Below are 18264 nucleotides of genomic sequence, written 5' to 3' on the forward strand. Positions count from 1 at the left end.
CATCAGGAGGGCCGGACTTGCCGGCTTAAAGAGATGGAATTCGATATTGTCTCCCTGTCGAGATTGCAGTTTGCAATCACGGCACTTTATCACTTCCTTTTCGTACCTCTGACATTGGGTCTATCCGTGTTGCTTGCCATCATGGAGACCGTTTATGTCATGACCGGACGGCTCATCTGGCGGCAGATGACCAAATTCTGGGGTACGCTGTTTGGTATCAACTTCGTTATGGGTGTTGCGACCGGCATTGTGATGGAATTTCAGTTCGGTATGAACTGGAGCTATTACAGCCATTATGTCGGCGACATTTTCGGAGCGCCGCTGGCCATTGAAGGCATGATGGCCTTCTTCCTGGAAGCGACCTTTGTCGGCCTGTTCTTCTTTGGCTGGGATCGGCTTTCCAAGGTTGGCCACCTCATGGCGACCTATGCGGTTGCTGCCGGTTCTAACTTCTCAGCGCTATGGATTCTGATCGCTAATGGCTGGATGCAAAATCCGGTTGGTTCGGCTTTCAATCCTGAAACCATGCGCATGGAAATCACCGACTTCTTTGCGGTTCTGATGAACCCGGTTGCTCAGGCGAAATTCGTGCACACGGTTTCGGCGGGCTATGTAACGGCTTCGATTTTCGTACTCGGCGTTTCAGCCTGGTATCTGTTGAAAGGGCGCTCAACCGAACTTGCCAAACGGTCGATGACTGTCGCGGCATCTTTCGGTCTTGCCGCTTCTCTCTCAGTGGTCGTTCTCGGCGATGAAAGCGGTTATCTCGCAAACGAACATCAGAAGATGAAAATCGCGGCCATTGAAGCCATGTGGGAAACAGAGCCAGCTCCGGCTTCCTTCACCGTCTTCGGTTTTCCAAATCAGGAAGCCCGTGAAACCCACTATGCCGTGCATATTCCCTGGGTCATGGGTCTGATCGGCACACGCTCGCTCACAACGCCTATCGAAGGCATTGAGCAGCTTGTCGAAAATGCGCAGGGACATATCCGCAAGGGTATCATCGCTTATGACGCGCTACAGAAAATCCGTGCAGCAGGCGATACAAGCGTTGTGCCGCAGGACGTGAAAGATCTGTTCGCCGATAACAGCCAATGGATGGGCTATGCGCTGCTTCTGAAGCGTTACGTCGATGATCCCCGTCAGGCGACGGATGCGCAGATCACGCAGGCTGCCAATGATACAGTTCCCGGTGTACTGCCATTATTCTGGGCCTTCCGCATCATGGTCGGCATCGGCTTCTTCTTGATCCTGTTGACGGGCACATTCTTCGTGCTGTCGGCAAGACGCAAGCTGGATCGCCATCCATTCCTGCTCAAAGTCGCGGTCTTTGCAATTCCGTTGCCATGGATTGCCGCAGAAATGGGCTGGATAGTTGCCGAGTTCGGGCGACAGCCATGGATTATCGAAGGCATTCTGCCGACAGCAGTTGCTGTCTCCAATCTTGGTGCTTCTACGGTTCTTCTCACCATCGTCGGATTTGTCGCGATCTATACGGTCCTGTTCGTTATTGAAATGGGCCTGATGTTGCGCGCTATCAAAGCTGGTCCTGAACCGGACAGCAAACCAGAAGCAAAGCTTGCACCTGTAAGCATTGCGCCAGCGGAGTAAAGATCATGATACTCAGCGACTTGTTGGACTATGAAACACTCCGCATCATCTGGTGGGTACTGCTCGGCGTATTGCTGATCGCCTTTGCTGCGATGGACGGTTTCGATCTTGGTGTCGGCATTCTGTTGCCGTTCGCCGGTAGAACGGATGTGGAGCGTCGTGTCGTCATAAACACCATCGGTCCCATTTGGGAAGGCAATCAGGTGTGGCTCATCCTTGGCGGCGGCGCTATCTTCGCCGCGTGGCCACCGCTTTATGCCGTATCGTTCTCAGGCTTCTATCTGGCAATGTTCCTCATATTGTTTGCCCTGATCCTGCGTCCGGTTGGCTTCAAATATCGTTCCAAGCGCGATAGCGTTGCTTGGCGTACCGGCTGGGACTGGGCTTTGTTCATCGGCGGTTTTGTGCCTTCGCTGATCTTCGGCGTTGCGGTCGGAAACGTACTGCAAGGCGTGCCATTCCGTTTCAACGACGATCTCCAGATCTTCTATGACGGAACATTCTTCGGCCTGCTCAATCCGTTCGCACTGCTTTGCGGCCTGCTTTCGGTCGCAATGCTGACGATGCTCGGCGCGGGATGGCTTGTACTGAAGACCACTGGCGAGGTGCAGGCAAGGGCGCGTTCATATGGCAGCATCGCAGCGCTGCTGACGACCGTACTCTACGTGTTGGCAGGTATCGTCAGCTGGCTCTGGGTGTCGGGTTATACGATCACAAGTGCTGTTGTCACGGGTGGACCATCGAACCCATTGCGCAAGGCGGTTGAACTGGATCACGGTGCATGGTTCGTCAATTATACGAACTATCCGATCCTGCTGATCGCGCCTGCACTTGGTATTCTTGGTCCGCTGCTGCTTTTCATCACGCTTCGCAGCAAACGAGAGATAGCACCAATACTTATCGGTCAGCTATCGATCTTCGGCATCATCGCCTCGGTTGGTGTTTCGATGTTCCCGTTCATTCTGCCATCTTCGATCGATCCACGTTCGAGCCTGACAGTATGGGATTCATCGTCGAGCCATATGACCTTGTTCATCATGCTTGTTGTGACGCTGATCTTCCTTCCACTCATCGTTGCGTATACCTCATGGGTCTACAAAGTTCTCTGGGGCAAGGTTGAGAAGGAAATGATCGAAGACGAAAGCAACCACGCTTATTAAGCGCCCGAAAAACCTGAACTGAGAAAGGAAAAGCAAGATGTGGTATTTCTCCTGGCTTCTGGGACTTCCGCTTGCTGTAGCCTTCGCCGTATTGAACGCCATGTGGTATGAGTTAATGGATGACAGGGCACGCAAGCGCCTTGCTGGCGACCCGACCGCTGAACTGGCACGCGAAGGCACCAGGCATCATTGATGCTATGAAGTGAAATGGCCCGGAAACGGGCCATTTCCTTTTTCAAGCACCCATTTCCTTTTTAAAACGCCCAAGCCGGATTGATTCCGGGAGTTGGGTTGGCCCGCAAAGCTGCTGTGCCTATGTTTTCGCGTGTGTCAGGCCTGTGGACAAAATGCCTCATGCATCGGTAAGACCTGAAGTTTATTTTTCATTTTCATTACAATAGTACCGAAAAGTACTGACCTTATCGTCAACGATAAGTAATAATATTGCGCGACGCACATCCAATCTTATCATAAAAAACGTATACGAAATCAGTTGTATAAGCTTGTTTCGATCGCACATTTCCACGATCCGTATTTCTATTGGGAACCAACCGGCTTTTCGCGCTTATCGACCCAAGAAGAATAATCTTGCTTTATTTCTGAAGCCGTTCCACCCTGAATGAAGTGAAATCGGAGGAGGAAAACCGGCTTCACGTCGCATGGGAGGAATGAAGCCAATCTGGTTTAGAATGGCTATCGGCCAAGCGCAGATGCTTTGCTGGAACAAAATCAAAATCCACCCGTTCGACATTTTGTGCCAGTTTTGCGAGGTATCCCGCATGAGCGACGATGTCGTCCTATCCCTGCATGTTCCGGAACCGGAATGGCGGCCCGGCGATGCGCCGGATTTCTCCCATGTCAAAATCCCGCGTGCAGGTAGCGTGCGCCGCCCCGAAACAGATGAAAAGCCGGAAGCGATGCGCGATCTGGCCTTCAGCATCATTCGGGTGCTCAATCGCGAAGGAGAGGCGGTTGGTCCGTGGGCCGGAACTCTGACTGACGATGAGCTGAAAGAGGGCTTACGTCATATGATGATCCTGCGCGCTTATGATGCGCGCATGATGATGGCGCAACGTCAGGGCAAGACATCATTCTATATGCAACATCTGGGAGAAGAGGCCGTCAGCTGCGCTTTTCGGAAGGCGTTGCGCAAGGGCGACATGAATTTCCCGACCTATCGGCAAGCCGGGCTTCTCATTGCTGACGACTACCCACTTGTCACAATGATGAACCAGATTTTCTCCAATGAGCAGGACCCGCTGAAAGGCCGTCAGCTTCCGGTGATGTATTCATCACAGGAGCATGGCTTCTTCACCATTTCAGGCAATCTTGCCACGCAATATACGCAGGCGGTGGGCTGGGCGATGGCATCGGCTATCAGCCACGACACAAAAATTGCAGCCGCCTGGATTGGCGACGGGTCTACGGCGGAAAGCGACTTCCATGCCGCACTGGTTTTCGCATCAACCTATAAAGCCCCGGTGGTGATGAATATCGTCAACAATCAGTGGGCGATCTCGACATTCCAGGGCATCGCACGGGGCGGCTCCGGCACATTTGCAGCGCGCGGCCACGGCTTCGGTATTCCGTCATTGCGTGTGGATGGCAACGATTATCTGGCTGTTCATGCTGTAGCCAAATGGGCAGTCGAACGCGCAAGACGCAATCTTGGTCCAACTATCATTGAATATGTGACCTATCGCGCTGGCGGACACTCAACATCTGACGATCCATCCGCCTATCGCCCGAAAGCTGAAAGCGATGCATGGCCTTTGGGTGATCCAGTGCTGCGATTGAAGAACCATCTCATTCTGCGTGGTGTTTGGAGTGATGACCGTCACAAACAGGCCGAAGCGGAAGTGATGGACATGGTTGTGACTGCACAGCGTGAGGCAGAGGCCATCGGTACATTGCATGACGGACGCAAGCCTTCGATGCGTGACATGTTTGAAGATGTCTATGCCGAAACGCCGCCGCATCTGATCCGCCAGCGCCATGAAGCGGGGTTCTGAGACATGACCAAGACGACAAAAATGAGCATGATCGAGGCCATTCAGAACGCCCATGACATTGCAATGGAGCGTGATCAGAAGGTTGTCGTGTTCGGTGAGGATGTGGGCTATTTTGGCGGTGTATTTCGTTGCACTGCCGGCTTGCAGAAAAAATATGGCAAAGAGCGCTGCTTCGACGCGCCTATCAGCGAGCTTGGCATTGTTGGCACAGCCATCGGCATGGCAACCTATGGGCTGCGGCCCTGTATCGAAGTGCAGTTCGCGGATTATGTCTATCCGGCTTATGATCAGATTGTCTCCGAAGCGGCACGCTTGCGTTATCGCTCGGCGGGTGAATTTACCTGCCCTCTGGTGATCCGTATGCCTTCGGGCGGCGGCATCTATGGAGGACAAACGCACAGCCAGAGCCCGGAGGCACTTTTCACCCACGTTTCGGGTTTGAAAACGATAATGCCCTCAACGCCGGCCGACGCGAAAGGCTTGCTGCTGGCAGCCATCGAAGACCCTGATCCAGTTATCATGTTTGAGCCGAAGCGGCTTTATAACGGCCCGTTCGATGGCCACCACGATAAGCCGGTTACATCCTGGAAAAAGCATGATCTGGGCGATGTGCCCGAAGGCTATTACACTGTACCGCTCGGCAAGGCGGCAATCCGTCGTGAAGGCAATGATGTAACCGTGCTCGCATACGGCACCATGGTGCATGTGGCTTTGGCCGCAGCAGAAGAAACAGGAGTCGATGCTGAAATCATTGATCTGCGTACGCTTCTGCCGCTTGATACCGACACCATCATGGCTTCTGTCAAAAAGACCGGGCGCTGTGTGATCGTTCATGAGGCAACGCTTACCTGTGGCTACGGTGCTGAACTCGCAGCCCTCGTGCAACGCGACTGCTTCTATCATCTCGAAGCGCCAATCGTTCGTGTGACCGGCTGGGACACGCCGTACCCACATGCGCAGGAATGGGCTTATTTCCCTGGCCCTGAACGGGTAGGCCGCGCACTCACATCAATCATGGAGGCCTGAGGGGAGAGAAGCATGGCTCATTTTACAATCAAGCTCCCCGATGTTGGCGAAGGTGTTGCTGAGGCCGAACTTGTCGAATGGCACGTGAAGGTTGGCGATATTGTTCGCGAGGATGATCTGCTTGCTGCCGTCATGACTGATAAGGCGACGGTAGAAATTCCATCGTCGCGTGCAGGCAAGGTTTTGCTGACAAACGGCGAAATCGGTGAAAAAATTGCCGTAGGCTCCGAACTCGTACGTCTTGAAATTGAAGGTGCTTCGGATAGCAAGGCCGAACCGGCTAAGGCGGAGACATCGGCTTCTGTCGAGCCTCCAAAGGCAAAAGCCGCAGAAGATGCACCGGTTCTTTTGCAAACACCAGTGCCAGAAAAACCTGCCGCACCCAAACGCGAAACGGTAAATCGAGCCTTCGCGGGAGCCGGTCCGGTGCGAGCGGAGGGAGAAAAGCCGGTCGCGACACCTTCGGTCAGGCTGCGAGCACGGGATGCAGGCATTGATCTCAGACGTGTGCGTGGCACAGGCCCAGCAGGGCGTATCACGCATGAGGATATGGATGCATATTTCAAGCTGGAGGCGGGCGGTGCGCCGCAATCTGCTGGATACGTTGCCGATACGTCTATCAATGAAATCAAAGTAATCGGACTTCGGCGTAAAATCGCCGAACGTATGGCGGAAGCCAAACGTCATATCCCGCATATCACCATCGTCGAAGAAGTCGACGTCACGCAGCTTGAAGAACTACGCGCAGGCCTTAACAATGAAAAGAAGGAAGGGCGTCCGAGGTTGACGCTATTGCCTTTCGTCATCCGCACAATCGTCAAGGCTGTGAAAGAGCAGCCAGGACTGAATGCACATTTTGACGACGAGGCTGACATTATCCGTCAGTTCGGCGGCGTGCACGTGGGGATTGCCACGCAAACGCCCAACGGGCTGATCGTTCCGGTGGTACGTCATGCCGAAAGCATGAGCGTCTTTGCAGCAGCGACCGAACTGGCACGCGTTACGGAAGCTGCACGCAATGGCACCGCAAAGCGTGAAGAACTGTCCGGTTCCACAATCACAATCACATCGCTGGGACCACTTGGCGCAATCGCCACGACACCGATCATCAATCGACCGGAAGTGGCGATTGTCGGCATCAACAAGATGGCTATCCGCCCGATGTGGGACGGCACACAGTTTGTGCCGCGCAAGATGATGAACCTTTCGTGCAGCTTCGACCATCGCGTGATCGACGGCTGGGACGCAGCTGTTTTTGTGCAGAAGCTAAAGGGCCTGCTCGAAACGCCTGCGATGATCTTTGTGGAAGGCTGACACTATGAGTGAAATTTCATGCAAGCTTCTGATCATTGGTGGTGGTCCGGGCGGATATATTTGTGGCATCCGCGCGGGTCAGCTCGGTATTGATACAGTGCTGGTCGAAAAAAAGCGTCTCGGCGGCACATGCCTTAATGTCGGCTGTATTCCATCCAAAGCGCTGATACACGCAGCAGATGAGTTTCATCGCCTCACAACATTCGCAGACAAGGGCGCGCTTGGCATTACGGCACAAAGCCCCGCGATTGATTTTGCCAAAACGCTTGACTGGAAAGACGGTATAGTCAATCGCCTTAACAGCGGCGTGGCAGGGCTCTTAAAACGCTCACATGTGCGTATGTTTCAGGGACAGGCGCGGTTCATTGATGGCAAGACCGTGCTGGTCGATACCGATACCGGACGCCAGACAATCCACGCTGAGAATATCGTTATTGCGACGGGTTCAGTGCCAGTAGAAATTACCTCGTTGCCGTTTGCTGGTAACATCATTTCATCGACCGAGGCACTCGCGCTCGAAAAAATACCCGAAAAACTGGCAATCGTTGGCGGCGGTTACATCGGGCTCGAAATAGGCACAGCCTTTGCCAAGCTCGGCTCGAAAGTCACGATCGTTGAAGCAGCTGACCGTATCCTGCCCCAATATGATGTGGAACTGACACGGCCGGTCATGGCGCGACTGAAGCAGCTGGGTGTTGAGGTACTAACCAGCACCTCCGCCAAAGGCATGAATTCGGACGGAAGGGCCTTGGAAGTCACGACATCTGACGGCGCAACCCGTGCCATTGATGCCGACAAGGTTCTGGTAACAGTCGGCCGTAAGCCGCAGACCGATGGCTGGGGTTTGAGTGAAATCAGGCTCGATATGGAAGGGCGTTTCATCCGCATTGACGATAAGTGTCGCACCTCGATGCGCGGTGTTTATGCGATTGGGGATGTGACCGGCGAACCGATGCTTGCTCACAGAGCGATGGTGCAAGGCGAAATGGTGGCAGAGATTATTGCGGGTGGTAAAAATGCCTGGGACAAGCGCTGCATTCCTGCCGTCTGCTTTACCGATCCAGAAATCGTGACGGTCGGTTTGTCACCCGATGAGGCACGCAAGGCTGGGCACAATATCCAGACCGGCGTTTTTCCTTTTCAGGCCAATGGTCGCGCAATGACCATCGAGAGAGAGGACGGCATGATCCGCGTTGTGGCGCGGGCTGACAATCATGTCATCCTTGGTATTCAGGCGGTCGGTGTGGGCACTTCGGAACTATCAGCAGCTTTTGCTCAGGCGGTCGAAATGGGCGCGCGTCTGGAAGATATTGCAGGCACCATCCATGCTCACCCAACGCTGAGTGAAGGCTTTGCCGAAGCCAGCATGAAGGCGCTCGGCCACGCACTGCATATCTAGGCTATTGGCCTTTCTGGTGATCCTTTTGATGCCGACATTTGTTCAGCGCTTGTAATCGAGGGATGCAAATGTCGGAATCAGACCACTAGTCGTTTGCCTTCCGCTCGTGCCGCCAGACAAAAATGGCGGCACCTGCAACCATGGCTGCTAATGCGAACCATGTAATCGCATAAGAAAGGTGGTTGTTGCGGAAAGTCACAACAGTCAGACCACCAATTGGCGAATTACCCGTATTTGACTGCGCATCAGCATCGATGAAATAGGGGGCTACAGTGCCAAGGTTTTCCTTGATCGCAAAAGCCGCTACGTCGCGTGAGTTCCATTCGTTGCGCTCTGGATCATTTGGGCGAAGGAAAAACCCATCGGGCTCAGGCATACGCAGCAGACCATTCACAGTCGTTTCACCGGCGACCTGCATTTCGGTCCGCGCTGCGGGATCACGCTTGGCGTCAGGTATAAAGCCGCGGTTGATGAACATCAGAGCACCATCATCCGAACGCATTGGGGTCAGGACCCAGAAACCAGAACCTCGCTCAGTCAATGCACGAACGAGTACTTCCTTATCGTTGAGATAAGTTCCGGTCAGTGCCACGTGCCTGTATTCATCTTCGGCCTGATTAACATTGGCCCAGTCATCACGCCCAGGCGCTGCAACGGGTTCTGCATGCACACGAGCATCGACACGCGCAATGAGATCCAGCTTCCATTGCAACCGTTCTATCTGCCAAATTCCCAGACCAAGAAACAAGGCGAAGAAACCGAGAGCCAGAACTGACAAAAAGCCGAGAAATATGCGCGACTTCTTTGTGTGAGGGGCTTCATTCGTTTCAGCCGGGGCGGACATGGCAGTTTCCTGATCTTGGGAGGGACAAGTTGCCCTGAGATACCCCTGATGTCGCAATTAAGAAAGAGCAGTGACCGGCAAAAGAACGTGATTGGAGTATTTCCAGCGAAAACACGAGAGATAATCAGCCAGAGCATATCCCGAAAAGTGGGAACCGGTTTTCGAAAAAGATGTGCTTAAAAACAAAAGATAGATCATTTCGAATGGTTCAACTTAATCCAGAAATGCTCTACTGCATAATTCCTTAAACTTGAATCAGTTTAAGGTAAAATTATGCAGCAAATTTAATCTGTTAGAGCGACCTTTGTGCGCCCAAGAGGGCGCACGGCGCTCTAGTTGAGCCAAAAGATGGCGTCACTCAAAAAAACAGCGCCGAATGTCCTCTGAACAGACATGGCGCTGACACGTATAGGTTGGGTTATGCGCTTTTATGAACTCTACGTCTGCGATGCGAATAACCGCCTTTGGAAAGACGCAAGACATTGCAAACCTGTGTCCGATCTTCGGACGGCTTTTCCATTTGTGATTTTACGCTTTGCAATACCTGCTGCGAGACCACTCGATCTCTGTCGCTAGGTCCAACAATTATGCTTCTCATCGATCATTCTCCCTGTTTTTGGGGCGGCGGCAGCTTTGAAAGCCACACCGACCAGTAGTCAAGAATGTACGAATAAACCGATTATTAACCTAAATGGATAACTTGACAAGCACCGTTTTACAACCCTGCGTAAGCCTTTGGCCATACGCATGAAAAAGCCGGACCGCTCTCGCGACCCGGCTTTTTGAAGCTCAAATTTCTGTCAATTAATCGCGATTGCCGCTCAGAATTTCACGCTTGCCCACATGATTGGCAGCACCAACCAGGCCTTCCTGTTCCATACGTTCAACGAGTGAGGCAGCGCGGTTATAACCGATACCCAATCGGCGCTGGATATAGGAAGTGGAGCATTTCTTGTCGCGCATCACAACCTTGACGGCCTGTTCGTAAACATCGTCGCTATCTTCCGAGCCCATTGCAGAGCTGTCAAAAACGGCCGTGTCCTGTCCGGTGTCGTCATCGTCTTCATCTTCGGTCACGGTCGCCAGATAGTCTGGGCGTCCCTGTTCTTTGAGATGATTGACGACCTTTTCGACTTCCTCATCGGAAACGAACGGTCCATGAACACGGACGATACGACCGCCACCGGCCATATGCAGCATGTCACCCTGACCGAGAAGCTGCTCTGCTCCCATTTCACCGAGGATCGTACGGCTGTCGATCTTGGATGTGACCTGGAATGAAATGCGGGTCGGGAAGTTCGCCTTGATCGTGCCGGTGATGACATCAACGGAAGGACGCTGGGTTGCCATGATGAGATGAATACCGGCAGCACGAGCCATCTGTGCGAGACGCTGAACAGCACCTTCTATGTCCTTGCCGGCAACCATCATCAGATCGGCCATTTCGTCGATAATTACGACAATATATGGCATTGGCGTCAGATCGAGCTCTTCCTGAACGTAAGTTGGCTCGCCTGTTTCCTTGTCAAAGCCCGACTGCACCGTGCACATCACGGTTTCGCCCTTGCCCTTGGCGGATGCTGCACGCTGATTGAAGCCCTCAATATTGCGAACACCGAGACGCGCCATCTTGCGGTAACGATCTTCCATTTCGCGCACGGCCCATTTGAGAGCCACAACGGCCTTCTTCGGGTCGGTAACGACAGGTGTCAGCAGGTGCGGGATACCATCATAGATAGAGAGTTCCAGCATCTTGGGGTCAACCATGATCAGGCGGCATTCTTCCGGCTTGAAGCGGTAGAGCAGCGACAGAATCATCGTGTTGATGGCAACTGACTTACCAGAGCCGGTTGTGCCAGCAACGAGCAGGTGAGGCATTTTCGCCAGTTCGGCAATGATCGGCTCACCACCGATGCCTTTGCCCAAGCAAAGCGGCAGACGATAATTCGAAGATTCGAACGTGCGGGAGTCGATCATTTCGCGCAGGTAAACAGTTTCGCGGTTGGCATTCGGTAGTTCGATGCCGATGACATTGCGACCTGGAACGACCGCGACGCGAGCAGACAATGCCGACATGGAGCGGGCAATATCATCCGCAAGTCCGATGACACGAGAAGATTTTACACCCGGTGCAGGTTCGAATTCATAGAGCGTGACGACAGGGCCGGGACGAACATGGATGATCTCGCCACGAACGCCAAAATCTTCCAGCACGCTTTCAAGCAAGCCAGCGCTACGCTCCAGCATTTCCTGCGTAATTACGTTGCCCTCAAGCGAAGGCGGCTCCTGAAGCAGATCACGTGGCGGAAATTCATAGTCGCCATGCATGACGACGGCTTCTGTCCGGGGGAGGGGCTGAGGCTGATAAAGTGCAATAGAAGGCGCAGCTTTTGCAGGAGCGGCAACGGGTGCTGGCTCTGCTACTTCTTCGACAATCGGGTCTTCGGCGACACTGAGGACCGCTTCCGCTTTGATCACTTCTTCAGCAACCGCGACGACTTGCTCAACCTTCGGTGCGTTGGCTACAACTGGACGTGATGCCACTGCTTCAACCTGAACAGCGACGGGTTCAGGCACGACAGGAGCCTCAATCTTTACCTCTGCAACAGGTGCAACAACAGGCTGTGGTGCAGGTTCGGCCACGACTGGCTGCGCGACGGCTGCAACCAGCACCTCTTCAGTTTTCTGCTTGTTCCACTCGACAGTACGGAACTGGGAAATGATGGATTCAACTGTGGGAGCAGGGCGCTTTGGTGCCTCTGGAACGACTGAGACAACGGGCTGCACCGGTGCTGAATCGAAGTCAAAGCTTTCCCAGAATGCAAAATCCGACAGGAGTGCGAATGCCGAAACATTTGCATTGCTGACTGAGCTGACTGAGCTGACTGGGCTGACCGGTTCAACGTCCAGCGTCACAGCGGCCTGTACTGGTGGTGCAACTTCAACCGTCTGTACGACGGGTGCGACTGGAGCCGCTATTACTACAGGCGGAACAGGCGCTATGGGCGAGCGGACCATATTCTGTGATACTGACTGCTGGAGAGCCGCGACAGCCATTGGCTGGGCTTCTGCGGCTTCCGCAACTTCAGTAGAAGACGCTTCCGGCGCGACAGCCTTCGCACGACCATTGATGTCTGGGAGATCTTCACCACGACGCCGAACGAGTTCAACCTCAGGCGTACGGGTAAAGCGAACATTGGCACCCAGCGCAAAATGCGCTTTCCATGCTCCGTCCGAATCCGGTGAATGCGCACCCAACGGGTCGCGTGGTGGCTTCTGCTCTGAAGCAGATTCAGCACGATTGCCATCAGTATGGGGAAGATTTTCTCTCAAATTACGCATGATACCTGAACCATAGATATGTCGCCCGAATGAGCCTTAGTAATAAAAAATGAAGGTTAACAACCCCCTTCACAATTCACTCAAAACTGACAAATTTCTTGGATCAGGCAAACAATCATTGGAGCTGGAAAAAGCCTTATTATCTGATATTATCATATATAATCAATGCTATATTACGTAATATTAATTCCAAATATTAAAACCATAGCGCCCCACTGTAAGGTTTACAGCCTCCGCTGCGATTACATGCGTGCCCCGCTACGAGACTCAGTGAGAAGCCACTTCTTCGAGTCGTGCGCCAGTGAGCAACGACTGCCTCGGTTAGGAATGCCGAAGCAGAAATCAATTTCTGCACCGAAGCCCTTTAAGAGTGTCCTGAAAGCCGCACCCGTGGGTTACTTATGCTCACTTTAAGCAAAAGTCTGGATTTTTCACTGAACTCTCATTGACAGATGCCATTCGGAGGCGCAGCAAAAGCACCGTAGAATTTCGGCCGGAAAGAGGGGATCAGCGCGGCATGAAAGTTACTATCGAACAAACGCTCGATCAGGCCGGAGCCGGCCGCTTCCAGCGCAACCTTCTCGGTGTATTTGGACTGGTGTGGGCAGCAGATGCCATGCAGGTACTTGCGGTGGGCTTCACCGCCGCGTCAATCGCCATGACCTTTGGCCTGACTGTACCGCAAGCCTTGCAGACAGGAACATTGTTCTTTCTGGGCATGTTGATCGGTGCCGCTCTCTTTGGCAGGCTCGCTGATAAATATGGCCGTCGCCGTGTGCTTTTGATTACAGTTGCCTGCGATGCCGTATTCGGCCTGCTCTCGGCTTTCTCTCCCAATTTTGCCATTCTGCTCGGACTGCGCTTTCTGACGGGGATTGCTGTTGGCGGCACGCTGCCTGTCGATTATGCGATGATGGCAGAATTCCTTCCCTCCAAGAACCGCGGCCGCTGGCTGGTGATGCTTGAAGGTTTCTGGGCCGTTGGCACCGTGATCATTGCGCTGGCTGCATGGGCTGCTAGCCTCGCAGGCGTTGCCGATGCATGGCGTTATATCTTTGTAGTGACTGCTGCTCCTGCTTTGATTGGGATCTGGCTGCGCTTCTGGGTGCCGGAATCGCCAATGCATCTGCTCAAGACAGGCCAGACCAAAGAAGCCAAGGCTGTCATGAACCGCGTTCTGCGCAAGAACGGTAAGCCTGAACTGCCGCCCAAGGCAATGCTTGAAGCGCCGCTTATGGTGACCAACGAGAGGCTGTTATCGCCTAATTTACGGCAGCGGACGCTGACCACTCTGGCGATCTGGTTTCTGGTATCAGTCTCTTATTACGGCATTTTCACGTGGATACCGGCGAAGCTTGCCGGTGATGGTTTCGGCTTCGTGCGCGGATATGGCTTTCTGGTTATCGTCGCTCTGGCGCAATTGCCTGGCTATGCGCTCGCAGCCTATGGTGTTGAAGCATGGGGGCGCAAGAAGACGCTGATCGGCTTCCTCTTCATCAGCGCGGCTGCCTGTGCGCTCTTCACGGTTGCGGGAAGCTCTGCTCTGGTTGGCGCGTCTATTCTGATCATGAGTTTTGCTCTGCTTGGCACATGGGGCGCACTCTATGCCTTCACACCTGAGCTTTACCCAACGGCCTTGCGCGCAAGCGGAATGGGAGCGGCAGGCGCTATGGCTCGTCTTGGTGGTCTGCTCGCGCCGTCTGCCCTCGCTCTGGTCATCAGCCAAAGCTTCAATATGGCCGTAGCAATGTTTGCTGGACTGCTGGCATTGGCCGGGATCATCGCGTTTTTCATCAATGTGGAAACACGTGACAAGGCGCTCAACTGATAAATGATGGCCCGGACTTCAGATGTGAAATCCGGGCTTCTAGTAAACTATTTTCTTAATTAGATAGTTTTATCCATTGTTTTTTATATGATTTATACACTTCAACATTAGCTGGATATCGCTGATTATGCAGTATTGGACTCACTGCGCCCGCCAATAATCCCGCACCGGATGCTGTGCCGGTCGTGCCAGAAACCGCAATCACATCACGCCCTGAAAATCCGGCCAAAGCGGCGAGATAGAAACTATTTGCAGCAAATGGCCCCTCGACAATAATCGGCCCGTCCGCGCCCAAAAGTTCCAGGCATGCTTGCGTCATCAACCCGGCATAAAGACAGGCGGCAACATAACGCTCTTCCGAGCTGACATTCTCCGTATTAACCCAACGCAGACTGGTGTCAGGATAAGGCCCGCAGCCCGGAACCGCAGACGGCAGCGCCATGATACTGCGCTTCAGAACCTCGTCGAGTATTCTGACACCCTCCTGCAATGAAGGTGCCTTCAGCCCGTCGGTCATCAGGTCAAATTCCCGCCCACCCATATAGCGTGCAGAAGGAACGGCGCGTCCATAGGCGTCGACATTGGCCAGTGCATCACGCTTCGGATTAAGCCCGTTAAGATCGCCACCCACTGCAAAGCTCACCACCCATGTCCCGGTTGAGACGACTGAGAACGGCGGCTCGCGGCCCATGAGATGTGACAGCAGCGATGCATTGGAATCATGGATTCCACAGTGAACCTGCACGGGTTCAGACAGGCCGATTTCGTCAGCGAGTGCCGGGGTCAACGTTCCGAGCGCATCGAATGCGGAGCGCAAAGGGGGAAACTTGCCTTCAAGGCCCAGCGTTTCGACCAGCGATGAGTAGGTACCGCTTTTCGGAAGCCACAGATCAGTGTGACAACCAAGCGATGTCACTTCTACAGAGGCAATGCCGGTAAGCCGATATGCCCAATATTGTGGGTAGGTCAGAATGGTGTGCACATCGGCGAAATTATCTGGAAATTCGGTTTTCAGGTAATGAAGTTGCGCACCGATATTCAGCCCCAGCGATAATGTCGGTGAGAACGTTTCTTCAAAACGAGGCTTTATACGAGCATAAGCTGCGCGAATTTCAGGCCCAAAATCATGCTCATAGTCGAGCACCAGCATAGCAAGTTCGCCGTTCTCATCAAGCAGGACAGCACTGGCACCATGGGTTGTAATTGATATGGTGTCAAAACCCGGCTCTTTCGCAAATGCTTTCAGGCTCTGGATGAAAAACTTCCATAGGGCCTCAATGTCGTAATGCGGATAGGGGCCATCGCGCCGTACAATGTTCGGCGTACGACGAACTGCAATCTCTTCACCCGTTTCTGCGTTGAGAAGAACGGCCTTGGCATTGGTTTTGCCGATATCGAGAATGGCAATACGCTTCATGACATATGAAATACAAGCTTGAGGTCGGGGGCAATTGGCGAGTTATCTGGATTGGTTTCCATGATGTCCGCCATATGCGCCCACCACTTTTTCATCACAGGATGATCAGGCAGAGCTGCCATGCCATGCGACCTCAAACGCGTCAGCACACCAAACAGAATATGCGTTTCCTCATCCAGCCATATTGAATAATCAGACACTCCTGCCTCATGCAGAAGATCAACAAGTTCGGGCCAGATTTCATCATGGCGACGACGATACTCAGCCTCCATACCGGGATGAAGCTGCATCCGGAAAGCATAGCGCTCAGTCGTCATGCTCTGTGCCTCGCCTTGAACTTTCGGCCAAGGATTGGAAGTGAAATGGTAATGATCAGCAGAAGGCCAATGAAGATTGACATCACAATGCCGGGCACATTGAGTAGCCCAAGCCCGAAGGTCACAAGCCCCATAACGAAAGCAGCAATCACCACGCCAATTATGCTGCCAGCTCCGCCAAGGATCGACACACCACCCAGCACCACCATTGTCACAACCTCAAGTTCCCATCCCTGCGCGATCGATGGGCGAGTGGAGCCAAGGCGAGAGGTAAGACAGACAGCTGCAATGCCACTCATGATGCCGGTCAGCAAAAACAGGGTGAATTTCATACGCTCTACCGGAATTCCGGAAAACCGTGCTGCGAATTCATTGTTGCCAATGGCATAGACCCGGCGACCAAAGCTTGTGCAGTGGAGCAGAACGCCGAAAATGATGGCGACGACGATAAACAGCACAAATTCAAAAGAGAATACCCAGAAGACATAGCCCTGTCCGAAATAGGCGAAGCTTGCCGGATAGCCGCCATAGGCTTTATCGCCAAGCACAATATAGGAAAGGCCGCGAAAGAGGCTCATCGTGCCGATGGTGACGACAATGGAGGGGAGTTTCAGCCCGGCAACAAGACCACCATTGATCGCTCCACAGACAAGGCCTGTGCCAATACCGATGAGGACCAAGCCGGGGGTGCCGACGCCTGCTTGCGCTGCCGCCCCCATCGCTGTGGATGCCAGTGCAATAATGGCCGCTACCGACAGATCAATCTCACCGGAGATGATCAAGAGCGTCATGGCAAAGGCGATGAGTGCTTTTTCCGTAAAATTGAATGTTGCATCCGACAAGTTCCACGCGTTCAGGAAAAACGGCGAGGCAAAGGCATTCGCAATGAAAATTGCAATTGCGACGCCTAGCAGCAGCATTTCCCAGCTTGCGAACAGGCGGGTATAGGAAGTTCCCAGCCGATCAGGGATTTGGCGGCGTTCGGTTATATCGCTCACGCGGCGGGCTCCTCATAAGTCTTTGCAGCTTTCTCACGCAGAATGATGCGTCCGCCGCGCTTTTCCTGTCGGGCATTGAAGATCACCGCTGCGATGATCACCGCGCCAGAAATTGCCATCTGCCAGAAAGGAGAAATGTCGATGACGGGCAGGGCATTCTTGATTACGCCCAGAAACAAAGCGCCGAGCACCGCACCAACTGCCGTTCCAATGCCACCCACAATGGAAATACCGCCAATGACACACGCGGCGACACTGTCAAGTTCGAACCCATTGGCGATATCGACATAGGCAACCGCATAGCGCGATACCCAAAGATAACCGCACAGCCCAGCCAGTGAACCAGAGAGCACGAAGGCCAGAAAGCGAGTGCGCCCCACGTCAATTCCTGCATAGACTGCTGCTGTGGGATTGCCGCCGGAGGCATAAAGCGCGCGACCGAAGAAACTACGCGTTAACAGCACAAAGACCAGCGCAACAATTACAATAGCCGTCCAGCCAAGCAGAGGCAGGCCGAGGAAAATCGTGCGCGGCGTATTCAGAAACGGTGCCGTCATCTGATGAGCATTCACCCATGCCCCCCCAGAAAGCACAAATGCCATGCCGCGATAGATGGTGAGAGTGCCGAGCGTGACCACAATCGCCGGGATATCAAGCTTCCAGACAAGAATACCATTGATCGCGCCAAGAGCCGCACCGATACCAATCGCCGCTATGATCAAGAAGAATAGCGGGATATCCGGGAAGGTCGCATTAAGCATCGCTACGGCCATACCGGTAAAAGCGAGGTTGGCTGCGACGGAAAGATCAATGGACTTGGTGAGGATTACGGACATCTGACCCAAAGCCAGAATGATCAGGATCGATGTATCATTAAAGATATTTGCAAGATTGCCCGGCGACGCGAAGCCCGGTGCGCGCAACGAAAACAGCCCGATCATAATCGCGATGATAACAAAGAGCAGGAGTTCACGCTGTTTGAGAAGCTGCTTCATA

At 53.4% G+C, this 18264-nt stretch carries 15 protein-coding genes; 8 read left to right on the forward strand and 7 right to left on the reverse strand.

All coding sequences use genetic code 11. The annotated features are described in order from the left end of the window. Positions 1-33 precede the first annotated feature (33 nt). The 7 genes from CEV32_RS05885 to lpdA all read left to right on the forward strand — a co-directional run bounded on the left by CEV32_RS05885 (position 34) and on the right by lpdA (position 8522). Positions 34-1611, forward strand: a complete 1578-nt coding sequence (locus CEV32_RS05885) for a cytochrome ubiquinol oxidase subunit I (protein ID WP_094575087.1) — start codon at positions 34-36, stop codon at positions 1609-1611. A gap of 5 nt (positions 1612-1616) precedes the next feature. Continuing rightward, positions 1617-2771, forward strand: coding sequence for a cytochrome d ubiquinol oxidase subunit II (cydB, locus tag CEV32_RS05890; RefSeq protein ID WP_094575089.1), 1155 nt, complete (start codon positions 1617-1619; stop codon positions 2769-2771). A 37-nt stretch (positions 2772-2808) separates the two neighbouring features. Beyond that, positions 2809-2964 (forward strand): cytochrome bd-I oxidase subunit CydX, encoded by a 156-nt coding sequence (gene cydX, locus CEV32_RS05895; RefSeq protein WP_094575091.1) that lies wholly within the window; start codon positions 2809-2811, stop codon positions 2962-2964. Between the two features lie 586 nt (positions 2965-3550). After that, positions 3551-4783, forward strand: a complete 1233-nt coding sequence (locus CEV32_RS05900) for a 3-methyl-2-oxobutanoate dehydrogenase (2-methylpropanoyl-transferring) subunit alpha (RefSeq protein ID WP_094575407.1) — start codon at positions 3551-3553, stop codon at positions 4781-4783. A 3-nt stretch (positions 4784-4786) separates the two neighbouring features. Beyond that, positions 4787-5809: an alpha-ketoacid dehydrogenase subunit beta gene (locus tag CEV32_RS05905; RefSeq protein WP_094575093.1), complete on the forward strand. Its 1023-nt coding sequence runs from the start codon at positions 4787-4789 to the stop codon at positions 5807-5809. Positions 5810-5821: 12 nt separating this feature from the next. Next, on the forward strand, positions 5822-7123 hold the full coding sequence (locus CEV32_RS05910) for a dihydrolipoamide acetyltransferase family protein (RefSeq protein ID WP_094575095.1): 1302 nt from the start codon (positions 5822-5824) through the stop codon (positions 7121-7123). Between the two features lie 4 nt (positions 7124-7127). Beyond that, positions 7128-8522, forward strand: coding sequence for a dihydrolipoyl dehydrogenase (gene lpdA, locus CEV32_RS05915; protein ID WP_094575097.1), 1395 nt, complete (start codon positions 7128-7130; stop codon positions 8520-8522). A gap of 85 nt (positions 8523-8607) precedes the next feature. Here lpdA and CEV32_RS05920 read toward each other — a convergent pair whose 3' ends face one another. The 3 genes from CEV32_RS05920 to CEV32_RS05930 all read right to left on the reverse strand — a co-directional run bounded on the left by CEV32_RS05920 (position 8608) and on the right by CEV32_RS05930 (position 12708). Beyond that, positions 8608-9366: an SURF1 family protein gene (locus tag CEV32_RS05920; protein WP_094575099.1), complete on the reverse strand. Its 759-nt coding sequence runs from the start codon at positions 9364-9366 to the stop codon at positions 8608-8610. Positions 9367-9784: 418 nt separating this feature from the next. Continuing rightward, positions 9785-9964 (reverse strand): hypothetical protein, encoded by a 180-nt coding sequence (locus CEV32_RS05925; protein ID WP_094575101.1) that lies wholly within the window; start codon positions 9962-9964, stop codon positions 9785-9787. A gap of 206 nt (positions 9965-10170) precedes the next feature. Continuing rightward, complete coding sequence (locus CEV32_RS05930; RefSeq protein ID WP_094575103.1) at positions 10171-12708, reverse strand: DNA translocase FtsK; 2538 nt, start codon at positions 12706-12708, stop codon at positions 10171-10173. 517 nt (positions 12709-13225) lie between these two features. Between CEV32_RS05930 and CEV32_RS05935 the strand changes: the two genes are divergently transcribed. Continuing rightward, the gene (locus CEV32_RS05935) at positions 13226-14536 is read left to right on the forward strand and encodes an MFS transporter (RefSeq protein WP_094575105.1); all 1311 of its coding nucleotides are present in this window, start codon (positions 13226-13228) and stop codon (positions 14534-14536) included. A 55-nt stretch (positions 14537-14591) separates the two neighbouring features. Here CEV32_RS05935 and CEV32_RS05940 read toward each other — a convergent pair whose 3' ends face one another. The 4 genes from CEV32_RS05940 to CEV32_RS05955 are packed head-to-tail and all read right to left on the reverse strand — an operon-like array spanning position 14592 to position 18263. Then, on the reverse strand, positions 14592-15953 hold the full coding sequence (locus CEV32_RS05940; protein ID WP_094575107.1) for an FGGY-family carbohydrate kinase: 1362 nt from the start codon (positions 15951-15953) through the stop codon (positions 14592-14594). Next, positions 15950-16270, reverse strand: a complete 321-nt coding sequence (rhaM, locus tag CEV32_RS05945; RefSeq protein WP_094575113.1) for an L-rhamnose mutarotase — start codon at positions 16268-16270, stop codon at positions 15950-15952. The genes CEV32_RS05940 and rhaM overlap by 4 nt, the downstream gene beginning before the upstream one ends. After that, a complete protein-coding gene (locus CEV32_RS05950; RefSeq protein WP_094575118.1) occupies positions 16267-17268 on the reverse strand; it encodes an ABC transporter permease in 1002 nt (333 codons plus the stop codon). The genes rhaM and CEV32_RS05950 overlap by 4 nt, the downstream gene beginning before the upstream one ends. Next, the gene (locus CEV32_RS05955; protein ID WP_094575412.1) at positions 17265-18263 is read right to left on the reverse strand and encodes an ABC transporter permease; all 999 of its coding nucleotides are present in this window, start codon (positions 18261-18263) and stop codon (positions 17265-17267) included. The genes CEV32_RS05950 and CEV32_RS05955 overlap by 4 nt, the downstream gene beginning before the upstream one ends. Between the last annotated feature and the right edge of the window lies 1 nt (position 18264).

The organism is Brucella rhizosphaerae (assembly GCF_002252475.1).
Taxonomy (GTDB): Bacteria; Pseudomonadota; Alphaproteobacteria; order Rhizobiales; family Rhizobiaceae; genus Brucella; species Brucella rhizosphaerae.

Bases quoted from the DNA above. Each gene is read 5' to 3' on its own strand.
- CEV32_RS05885 (WP_094575087.1), top strand. From the start codon at position 34: ATGGAATTCGATATTGTCTCCCTGTCGAGATTGCAGTTTGCAATCACG.
- cydB (WP_094575089.1), top strand. From the start codon at position 1,617: ATGATACTCAGCGACTTGTTGGACTATGAAACACTCCGCATCATCTGG.
- cydX (WP_094575091.1), top strand. From the start codon at position 2,809: ATGTGGTATTTCTCCTGGCTTCTGGGACTTCCGCTTGCTGTAGCCTTC.
- CEV32_RS05900 (WP_094575407.1), top strand. From the start codon at position 3,551: ATGAGCGACGATGTCGTCCTATCCCTGCATGTTCCGGAACCGGAATGG.
- CEV32_RS05905 (WP_094575093.1), top strand. From the start codon at position 4,787: ATGACCAAGACGACAAAAATGAGCATGATCGAGGCCATTCAGAACGCC.
- CEV32_RS05910 (WP_094575095.1), top strand. From the start codon at position 5,822: ATGGCTCATTTTACAATCAAGCTCCCCGATGTTGGCGAAGGTGTTGCT.
- lpdA (WP_094575097.1), top strand. From the start codon at position 7,128: ATGAGTGAAATTTCATGCAAGCTTCTGATCATTGGTGGTGGTCCGGGC.
- CEV32_RS05920 (WP_094575099.1), bottom strand. From the start codon at position 9,366: ATGTCCGCCCCGGCTGAAACGAATGAAGCCCCTCACACAAAGAAGTCG.
- CEV32_RS05925 (WP_094575101.1), bottom strand. From the start codon at position 9,964: ATGAGAAGCATAATTGTTGGACCTAGCGACAGAGATCGAGTGGTCTCG.
- CEV32_RS05930 (WP_094575103.1), bottom strand. From the start codon at position 12,708: ATGCGTAATTTGAGAGAAAATCTTCCCCATACTGATGGCAATCGTGCT.
- CEV32_RS05935 (WP_094575105.1), top strand. From the start codon at position 13,226: ATGAAAGTTACTATCGAACAAACGCTCGATCAGGCCGGAGCCGGCCGC.
- CEV32_RS05940 (WP_094575107.1), bottom strand. From the start codon at position 15,953: ATGAAGCGTATTGCCATTCTCGATATCGGCAAAACCAATGCCAAGGCC.
- rhaM (WP_094575113.1), bottom strand. From the start codon at position 16,270: ATGACGACTGAGCGCTATGCTTTCCGGATGCAGCTTCATCCCGGTATG.
- CEV32_RS05955 (WP_094575412.1), bottom strand. From the start codon at position 18,263: ATGAAGCAGCTTCTCAAACAGCGTGAACTCCTGCTCTTTGTTATCATC.